This is a genomic window from Synechococcus sp. Nb3U1, from assembly GCF_021533835.1.
Taxonomy (GTDB): domain Bacteria; phylum Cyanobacteriota; class Cyanobacteriia; order Thermostichales; family Thermostichaceae; genus Thermostichus.
On record NZ_JAKFYQ010000002.1, the window covers coordinates 815,068 to 824,373 of the forward strand.

At 53.1% G+C, this 9,306-nt stretch carries 8 protein-coding genes; 4 read left to right on the top strand and 4 right to left on the bottom strand.

Features of this window, described 5'->3' with window-relative positions:
* The first annotated feature begins 109 nt into the window (after positions 1 to 109).
* Positions 110 to 2,032 carry a serine/threonine-protein kinase gene (locus L1047_RS14370; RefSeq protein ID WP_235279638.1) on the top strand — a complete coding sequence of 641 codons (1,923 nt, stop codon included), beginning with the start codon at positions 110 to 112 and terminating at the stop codon, positions 2,030 to 2,032.
* 61 nt (positions 2,033 to 2,093) lie between these two features.
* A complete protein-coding gene (locus tag L1047_RS14375; RefSeq protein ID WP_235279639.1) occupies positions 2,094 to 3,719 on the top strand; it encodes a TM0106 family RecB-like putative nuclease in 1,626 nt (541 codons plus the stop codon).
* A 284-nt stretch (positions 3,720 to 4,003) separates the two neighbouring features.
* Here the strand turns inward: L1047_RS14375 and L1047_RS14380 are convergent, their stop codons facing one another.
* The 4 genes from L1047_RS14380 to L1047_RS14395 all read right to left on the bottom strand — a co-directional run bounded on the left by L1047_RS14380 (position 4,004) and on the right by L1047_RS14395 (position 7,018).
* The gene (locus L1047_RS14380; RefSeq protein ID WP_235279640.1) at positions 4,004 to 4,438 is read right to left on the bottom strand and encodes a response regulator; all 435 of its coding nucleotides are present in this window, start codon (positions 4,436 to 4,438) and stop codon (positions 4,004 to 4,006) included.
* Positions 4,439 to 4,474: 36 nt separating this feature from the next.
* Entirely contained in the window at positions 4,475 to 5,701 is a 1,227-nt protein-coding gene (locus L1047_RS14385) for a sensor histidine kinase (protein WP_235279641.1), read from the bottom strand.
* A 12-nt stretch (positions 5,702 to 5,713) separates the two neighbouring features.
* The gene (locus L1047_RS14390) at positions 5,714 to 6,655 is read right to left on the bottom strand and encodes a PAS domain S-box protein (protein WP_235279642.1); all 942 of its coding nucleotides are present in this window, start codon (positions 6,653 to 6,655) and stop codon (positions 5,714 to 5,716) included.
* Between the two features lie 171 nt (positions 6,656 to 6,826).
* Positions 6,827 to 7,018 (bottom strand): DUF2949 domain-containing protein, encoded by a 192-nt coding sequence (locus L1047_RS14395; protein ID WP_235279643.1) that lies wholly within the window; start codon positions 7,016 to 7,018, stop codon positions 6,827 to 6,829.
* Positions 7,019 to 7,344: 326 nt separating this feature from the next.
* On the opposite strand from L1047_RS14395, the gene L1047_RS16690 reads away from it, so the two are divergent.
* Together L1047_RS16690 and L1047_RS14405 are read left to right on the top strand one after the other, a co-directional pair.
* Positions 7,345 to 7,569 (top strand): response regulator, encoded by a 225-nt coding sequence (locus L1047_RS16690; RefSeq protein ID WP_328286076.1) that lies wholly within the window; start codon positions 7,345 to 7,347, stop codon positions 7,567 to 7,569.
* Positions 7,570 to 7,678: 109 nt separating this feature from the next.
* Complete coding sequence (locus L1047_RS14405; protein ID WP_328286077.1) at positions 7,679 to 9,025, top strand: winged helix-turn-helix domain-containing protein; 1,347 nt, start codon at positions 7,679 to 7,681, stop codon at positions 9,023 to 9,025.
* Positions 9,026 to 9,306: the final 281 nt, after the last annotated feature.

The window sequence follows — 9,306 nt, forward strand, 5'->3', positions numbered from 1 at the left end:
GTAAAATCTCCACCCATCTTGGGGGAAAATGCTGCGATCTGCGGCCCCCCTGATGTCAGGGTTCCCGGACAGGGATTAAACTGCTGCACATTCCCCTCTGGCTTGGGTTGTGTCCCGACGTGCCCGTACCACCAAGTCTATCCACGACACTTACCAGCTATTAGGTATGGCCGGGCAAGGGCAGTATGGCCGTGTCTTTTGTGCCCGGGCTCACCAGGGAGGAGAGTTGGTGGCTCTTAAGGAGCTACAAACCCAGCGTTTTCCCACCCACAATCTGCTGCGGGAACTGCGCTATCTCCTCACCCTCAACCACCCCAATATTACCCGCTGCTATGCCCTTGAACATGCTCGGGAGGGACGGTATTTGGTGCTGGAGTACTGTGAGGGGGGCACGCTTCGGGATCTGATCGACCAAGTGGAACGGGGGCTGTGGCTGCCGGTAAAGCAGGTTTTAGGCCTTGCAGATCAAATTTTGGCCGGGTTGGCCCATGCCCATCAACAGGGGGTGATCCATTGTGATGTTAAGCCGGAGAATATTCTGCTCAAACCCACGCCTCAGGGTTGGCAGCTGAAGCTGACGGATTTTGGCATTGCTCGCCACCCGGAACGCATCGCTGGAGAAATCACCGCTACCGGATCCCCGGCCTACATGGCTCCAGAACGGTTTTATGGGCATTTCAGCCCTGCCTCTGACCTTTACGCGGTCGGGATCATCCTGGTGGAGTTGCTGACCGGCCAACGGCCCTTTTCGGGATCCCCCAGCCAGCTGATGCACGCCCATCTGAACCAGCCGTTTGTCTGCCCCTCTGAGATCCCAGCCCCTCTGCAAACCCTTTTGGAGCTGTCGCTGCGCAAATTGCCCCCGCGGCGGTTTCGCACGGCCGCACAAATGCGCTCGGCCCTGGCAGTTTTTGCTCAGGAGTGGCAGGAGCCGAACAGTTGTTGGGTGGGGCCTCGGTTGCCCACTTCGTCGCCCCCTGTGGTTCAGGTTTGGGCAATAGCTCATTCAGACTCCTCATTAGAACAGCAGTTTCAGATTTTGGCAGACCCGGCTGGAGTGGCAGCCCCGTTGCTGCTGCGAACAACCGAGAAAGCAGTGGAGTGGTTGCCTCTACAATGTCCACAGGGATCCCCGCCTCTTCACAGTCATCCCCTCAGTGAGCCACTCTATCGGTTATTGCCTCTGGACACCTATCCTGAAGCCTTAGCCCTCGCCAAGAACAGTGTGGTTCACCTCAGCCCTGGCCGTATCCGTACTTTGCTTAGCCTTGAAGACGACTGGCAGGCAACTTGGTTCGGGGATCGCCAGCAGTTGTTTTGGGCGACAGCAACCGAGTTAGGAGCCATTCAGCTACGCCCCCACTCCCCGATCCCTGTCCAAGAAAACCTGTTCCCAGACTCCCACCGTTACTTCCGCTGGGATCTCAATTCTCTACAACCGGGCTGGAAAGGAGGGGTGCCAAAATTGCTGGCTCTGGCGGATCATCTGGTGTTGCTCTCCACCCATCCCGGCCATTCTCTGGACATGTGCCTGTTACCTCTGGCAACTGATCAAGCAGGTTTAGACCTCAAAATGGGATCCCAGCCCGTGAGCTATCGCTTGCCTTTAGATCCGGCGGCAAAGGTTGTCAGCCTTGGGGAACGGTTGTTGGTGGATGAGGGGAAGACTCCTGGGCAGAAGATGGGAATCGGTGCTGCGCAAGGGTGTTACGGCCTATATTCGGTGCAGGTGAACCCGTTACGGGTGCGCTACTGGTTTCTCAAAGAGACCCCCCACCAAATCTGCAAAGCCCCTTGGGGGATTTTGTGGGTGGGGCAGGGATCCGACGCACTAGGGGATCCCTCTAGCAATCTCTGGCTCTATAGCAAAGCTGGGGAGCCCTTGGCCAAACTGGCTCTGCCTACTGGGGTAGAGGTGTTGCGGGTGGGGCAACGAGGACAGATTTGGTTACTAGTACCCAAGACGGGGGATCCCCAGTGCTCAGAACTTTGGCAACTGGATTTGAACCAGCTTCAGGATCCTAAGCCCTGAAAAGCCAAGGGGCGAGAGGAAGGGCATGTCAGAATGGCACCAGAGCTGAGGTCGTCCACCGTTGGAGTTTCAGGTTGCAGCTGCACAGCAGGGTTCCATTGATGCCGAGGAATTGCTCGCCTTCTTTCGTTGTCGACGACTGCCCTATCTGGATCGGGTTGGCCCTACCCAGGCAAAGCTACCCCCAGAAGATCTCCTAGAGCAATGGCGGCGGGATCGCCAAACGTTAGTGGCAAGAGTGTTTGAGCAATTCCCTGGAGAACGGATAGAGGTTGGCAATAGGGCAGTGTTAGCGGCGATATCCCAAGGCGTGCAGCACATCTACGGTGGACGAATTGAGGCGGAACTTTTTTTTGAGCGGGCAGCAACGGTGGATATAACCGCCCTTAAATTTGAAACCGAGCTTTCAGTTGCAAAGGATCCCCGTCATTCCCCAGGGATCCCAGATGCTATCCCAGAGCCTACAGGTCTAGACACTGCAACTGCGGACAACATCTTGACCTCGGACTTAATCTCAGCGTTTGAGGCAATCCGGGTGAGCAGTCCCCTCGATCTACTCGTTCGGGATCAGCCCCTACCCGCCAAAGGCCAACGCCCCCTAAGACACTTTTATCTGCCGGCGCAAATTCGTATTGGCAAACGTCTCAAACCTGAGTACGAGTTGCTGCTGGCTTTGCAGGCGGAATTGCTCGGAACTTTGCAGGGGATCACCCCAAAGCGGGGAATCTTGATTTTGAAAGGGGGGAAATGGCACCCTATCCATCTGGTTCGACGGCGGGAACAGGTACGGCAGTTGATACGCGAGTATTTGCTCACCCTAAATCAGCCTGCCCCCCCCCAGGTGTTCATGGCCCGTAGCCGTTGTCATCTTTGCCATTGGCGGGAGTATTGTCGGCAATTGAATGCAGCCAGCCAACCCCTTAGCCTGCTGCCAGGAGTGACGGGATCCCGTTATCCGCTTTTACAAGAAGCGGGGATCGAGTCGGTGGAAGCTCTGGCCAACGCTCACCTAGAAACCCTACAAGCCATTCCCAAACTGGGATCCGCCGTCGCCCTACAACTGAAACGGCAAGCCCATGCCACCCTCACCCAGCAACCCGTCTGGATTCAGCAGGAGCCTTTCCCAGAAGCTGCTGTCGAAATTTACTTTGATATTGAGGCGGATCCCCGTCACAATGTTGCTTATCTGCTGGGCTTACTGGTGGTAGAGCAAACGAAAGATACCCACGCATTTCGCTATCACAGTTGTTTGGCTGCAACTCCAGAAGAAGAAGGGCATGTGTGGCAGCAGTTTTTGCGCCTGACAGAACAGCATTCCGAAGCACCCATTTATCATTTCCACGGGTTTGAAGTACAAACCTGTCAACGCCTTGCTCAGCAATACAATACGGATCCCCACCAGGTGCGGCAATTGTTGAAGCGCTTTGTGGATTTGCACGAATGGGTACAGCGTTCTGTAGTATTGCCAATCGAGAGTTACTCCCTCAAAAACATCGCCCGTTGGCTGGGGTTTGAGTGGCGGATCCCCGATGCCAGTGGGGCACAGTCGATTTACTGGTACAGCCAGTGGTTGGAAACTCAAAACCGAGATTTTTTGGAGCGCTCGGTAACTTACAACGAGGATGACTGCCGCGCAACCCATCGCCTCAAAGATTGGCTAGCCAAAGGCGCAGATTTCAATCCCTAGGGCAGCGGTTCTCCGCAAAAAAGATCAACCCAGTTTGGATTAAAATCACCCATAGATCATTAGACTGTGAGGGATCCAATGCGACTCAAATCCCATGAATCCCCCCGCCAACAGGGAAGAAACCATCGCGGGCGGGGTGGGGCAGCCCGCAAACGACAACTGGACAAACGGAACCGTACCTTGATGCAACGACTGCGACAGGGTGACCGTTCCCCATCTACTTCATCTTCAAGGCAGGGTCAATTCAGCCCTGCTTTTTTTGTGGCTGTTATTCCCCTCAGGTTTCAGGTTAGATCGTCAGAGGCGGGATCCCAACCTACGGTTTTGGCTACCTGATCCGCTAACTTGGTTGCATCAAAGGGTTTGGTAATCACCCCACACACCCCCAGCGGCAAAAATTGCTGCTTGACCAACCGTGCCCGTACTTTTGCTGTCAAGAGAATGACCGGAATATCTCGAGTTTTGGGGTTGGCCCGCAATTGACGGAAGGTGGTTGGGCCATCCATATCCGGCATCATCACATCCAACAGAATCACATCTGGGTGAGCTGTTTCTGCAATGCGAATCCCTTCTTCGCCGGAAGGCGCACTCCACACTTCCCAGCCGGCCATAATTTCCAGGCTAAGCTGAGCCACTTCGCGGATATCGTCTTCATCATCCACCACCAAAACCCGGCGGGTCAGAGTAGCATCACTGGAGGTAGAAGTTAAAGTTTGCATGGTCTTAGCCAATTGAGTCACTACGCAATGGATGAATCATTCAGGAGCAAAAAGGGGCAACGTAAAAAAGAAGGTACTGCCTTTGCCGACTTCGCTCTCTACCCAGATCCGCCCCCCATGTTGGCGGACAATGCTGCGACAAATCGCCAGTCCTAAGCCGGTGCCGCCCTTCTCGCGGGAGTCAGAACTATCCACCTGCTTGAAGCGGTGAAAGATCGTCTCTAGGTTGGCTGCCGGAATCCCGCGACCCTGATCCTGCACCCAAAAGATGACTTGATGGGCATGCCGTTGTTTGACCCCTAAGTGCACGGTTGATCCTGTCGGCGAGAACTTAATGGCATTGCTGAGCAGGTTGGTCAAGGTTTGAATAACGCGATCGGGATCCGCTTGTATCGTCACTGGCAAGGGCTGAGCAACCAAATGAACCTGTGCTTGCTCCGCCATTGAGCGCATGGTTTCAGCAGCATACCGAATCAGCTCCGCCGCATCACAGGGCTTTTTCTCCATACTCAGGCTGCCCGCCTCCATCCGATCCAAATCCAGAATGTCATTCACCAGACGCACCAGGCGTTCGGTATTGGTGGCCGCAATTTGCAGCAGGCGCTCCCCCTTGGGCACTAGGGATCCCAACTTACCAGTGGCCATCAGGCTCAATGCCCCGTGAATGGAGGTGAGAGGGGTACGCAACTCGTGGCTAACAATCGAGATAAATTCATCCTTCATGCCCTCTAACGCTTGTCGTTCCGTGATGTCTTCCACCATCGTCAGGCCATAGCCCTCTTCTTTTTGTTCCGAGTCAGAGGTGGAAATACGACCAAAGGTCAGTTGTGTCCAAACCCAACGGCCATCTCGCCTTAAAAAGCGCCTTACCTGTTGGTAACTGTGAATCTCCCCTTGAGCAAGGCGCTCCTGTTGTCGTTTCTCCTGTTGCCGTTCTTCTGGAGTCAGCTCAGGACTCGCTTGGGCTAGGGATCCCAGGTGAAGCCCCACCAATTCAGAAGCATCAGCATACCCCAACATTTCCGCCAAAGCCCGGTTTGCCGTGAGAACATGGCCCTGCCGATGGGTGAGGGCAATCCCAATCGGTGCTTCTGTGAAAATGCTGCGGAACCGTTCCTCACTTTGGGCCAGGGCACGGTTGGCTTGTATCCATTCCGCCGTGCGGGCTTCCACCCGTCGTTCCAGTTCTTCGTTAACCTGCCGCAGTTGCGCCTCCGCCTGCTTGCGTAGACTGATGTCGATCACCATGTACAAGGTGCCCAAGAATCCTCCCTCCTACTCAGACTCCAGCATCGGACTGGTAGACACCAAACTCCAGAGCAGGGATCCGTCTTTGCGCCACCAGCAAATCTCCAATTGTTCGGAGGAGACTTGGCCCGGTGGAACCGATAGCCTTTGTACCCTCTGGCGTTGATCTGGCTCGACAAATTCCATCAGACCACGCCCCAACATTTCTGGAGCAGTGTAGCCCAACAGTTGTCCCAAACGACGATTGATAAAGCAGGTTTTTCCCTGTTCATCCACCACCCAGATCCCTTCCTGGGCTGTATCCACGATGCGTCGATACAGTTGTTCGTGGGCTCGCTGCGCATCCGGATGAACCTGTGGATGGGTTGGATCCCAGACCTTTCGGCCTTTATCGATCTCTTGACCTGTATTCCCCAATGGCGATGAAGGAGCTGAGGTGGAGGGATACACGGTCGGATCCTCCAATTGCCAAAAGCGGCGAAGCTGCAACTGAGCTATCACCTGCTCCGCCACCGTTTGCAATCCCTGCAATTGCGACAAACTAAACTGCCGTGGCTGCGGATCCATGACACTTAAAGTGCCCAGCACAAAGCCTTCCCCATCGATCAAAGGTTGATTGGCATAGGCACGAATACAGGGATCCCTGACTACCAATGGATGCTCCCGATAGCGAGGATCCTGATCCAGATCAGTTAACAGCAACGGTTCCGGACGACAAATAGCCTGTGCACACCAGGACTGCTCCCGAGGCAATGCTTCAACCTTCCAGCCGTAAGCAGCCTTGAACCAATGGCGCGACTGATCGATAAAACCAATCAAAGCAATGGGTGCCTCACAAATTTGAGCGGCCAACCGACACAAATTGTCCCATACAGGCTCCGCGACAGTATCCAAAACACCATACCGGTAGAGAGCTGCCAACCGAGCCGCCTCATAGACTTCTGCAACATCAAGTTCTGTAGGCACCATGAGATTCGCTAGAATGCAGCGAATGAAACCATTGAAACAAAAAAGCAACCCTGTTTACAGCTTTTTTCAGTGATACCTACTACAGCTAATGTAGACGAATCTACTAGCTGACAAGGATCCTGCTTAGCTTCATGCCTTACATGAAGTTGGAAAAAGTTGTAGAAAATTGCTTCAAGAGACATAACAATCACCGATCAGCCCACTCATCTGGTCAAGATCAATGAACCGGAGCCGCAGCAAAATCATCAACAGTGGCCCCATCTGCTGTTGCTGTAGCTTTCTCGCCAAAGCCAACTGTCTTTGATCGATAATGCCCTGGGCAAGCAACTGCTGTTCCAGGGAGGCTTCGTTGAACAGAGACATTGACAAACCATCCTTACGTGCAAGTAGACCAAGGTGCTCGCTGGAGTGATTAGCAGAGACCTGTGGCGCTCAATTTCCCCTCAGCCTGCTGAATCCAGATGAATTTCCCCTGAATCCAGGGTTAAGCCTCTCTGAACAGGCTGAGCCAAACCGAGATCAGGCATGTACAGTGACTCTAAAGTAGAGAATGGATGTGAAGGACTTGTGAAACTCCACCCCCAGGGATCCCAGCGTGAAGCTCCTTTTGGTCGAAGACGAAGCCAGCTTGGCCTCCACTATTGTCGAGGCCCTCAGCGCAGATTACTACGTGGTGGATGTTGCCCGTGATGGTCAAGAGGCTCAAGATTACCTGGAGGTCTACCCCCTACGACCTGTTGATGCTGGATGTCGGTCTCCCCGACCAAAATGGCATTGAACTGTGTCGAGTCCTGCGCACCCAAGGCTACACCCAGCCGATCCTGCTCTTAACCGCCCACAACCACAGCAAGACTAAAGTGGAAGGGTTGGATGCTGGGGCCGACGATTACCTGTTACCTGGTCAAACCCTTTGAAATCACAGAATTGGCTGCCCGCATTCGTGCCCTCCTACGGCGAGGTCAAATTGCCCAACAACCGATTTTGAGCTGGGGAGAGCTACGGTTGGATCCCAGCAGTTGTGAGGTGAGCTTTGCCGAGGCTCCCCTTCACCTCACGCCGAAAGAATACGCCCTATTAGAGCTTTTTCTGCGCAATCCGCAGCGAGTATTCAGCCAAAGTGCCATCCTCGATCACCTCTGGACCTATGAGGATCCCCCAGGGACAGATACTGTGCGTGCCCATATTAAGGGCTTACGGCACAAATTAAAGTCAGCCAGTGTACCCGATGTCATCGAAACAGTCTATGGCCTGGGGTACCGCCTCAAAGCTCCACCAGAGGAGTTGAGCGCAACTGCACAGTCAAACCCTTCTCATTCTGAAGGACAGGAACAGCAAAATCAAAGTTCCAAACGGCAACACACCCAACAGGCCTTAACCAAGACTTGGCAACGGTATCGTACCCAGCACTGGCAACGGCTAAAAACCCTAGAAGAGCTTCTTTCCAAGCTCTCTGTCAATATCAGCCAGAATCCTGAATTAGAAATCACTCGCCACAAAGCCGAAGGAGAAGCTCACAAATTGGCTGGGTCTTTGGGCACTTTTGGTTTTGTTCAAGGCTCAGAGCTAGCTCGCCAAATCGAAGAACAATTACACCAAAAACAACTCAGCGGATCCCAGCTTGAACACTTAAGAATGACAATAACAGCCCTTAGGCAAGCCTTTGAATCATTTGACGCTACTCATGCCAGCCTCCCAGTTATCGCAGCCTATTGGAGCGAAGCTACATCCTCTTCTTTCGAAACCTTAGCGACAGAACATGGCTTTAAGATCAGATCAATTCCCAACCTTGATGCTCTAAATCATCCCCAGAACTTTACCCCCTCGACCTCTGCCTGGATCATCGATCTAGATGAGATTCCAGATATGGATCCCATAGCCGCTCTCATCCACTTCAAGCAAAACAAGCCCTACATCTCATATCCTCTCACCTCTCTAATTTTACTAACAGATAGAGCCGACTTACTCACGCGGGTTGAAACATCCCGTCTTGGACAACATATTCTCCTACAGAAGCCTATCTCCTTTACTGAAATCCTGATTACCCTTAAAACCCAACTGGATCTACAAACAACCAGGGGCAACAAAAATTCAACCCTCAAGAGAACTAAAATTCTGGTCATTGATGACGATGAATCTATGCTATCTGCACTAGACGAACTTTTAGATCCCTGGGGTTTAGAAGTTCATACTCTCTCTAGGTCAAACGACTTTTGGGAGCAACTCAATCACTTCAACCCTGAGCTACTTATTCTAGACATAGAGATGCCCGAATTCAGTGGGATCGAACTTTGCCAGGTTGTGCGCAACGATCCCTATTGGAGCTGGATCCCAGTACTCTTCCTCACTGCCCACACAGCCTCAAACAATTGAACAGGTCTTTTCAGTGGGAGGAGATGATTTTGTTAGTAAACCTATCGTTGGCCCGGAACTAATCACTCGCATTTTTAACCGTCTAGAGCGCACAGAACTCCTACGCCGATCTCAGCAAAAGAACCTTCCAAAAACCTAATCTCTCTAATTCTCCATAAAACGAAACCTCCCCCTCTTCTGGAGGGGGAGGTTGAGGGAAAAGAGACCTGGCACCGAGCTAGATTACCGGAGGGCCACCCCTCAAGTAGGATTGCCGCTGCAGCGTTTCACAACCGAGTTCG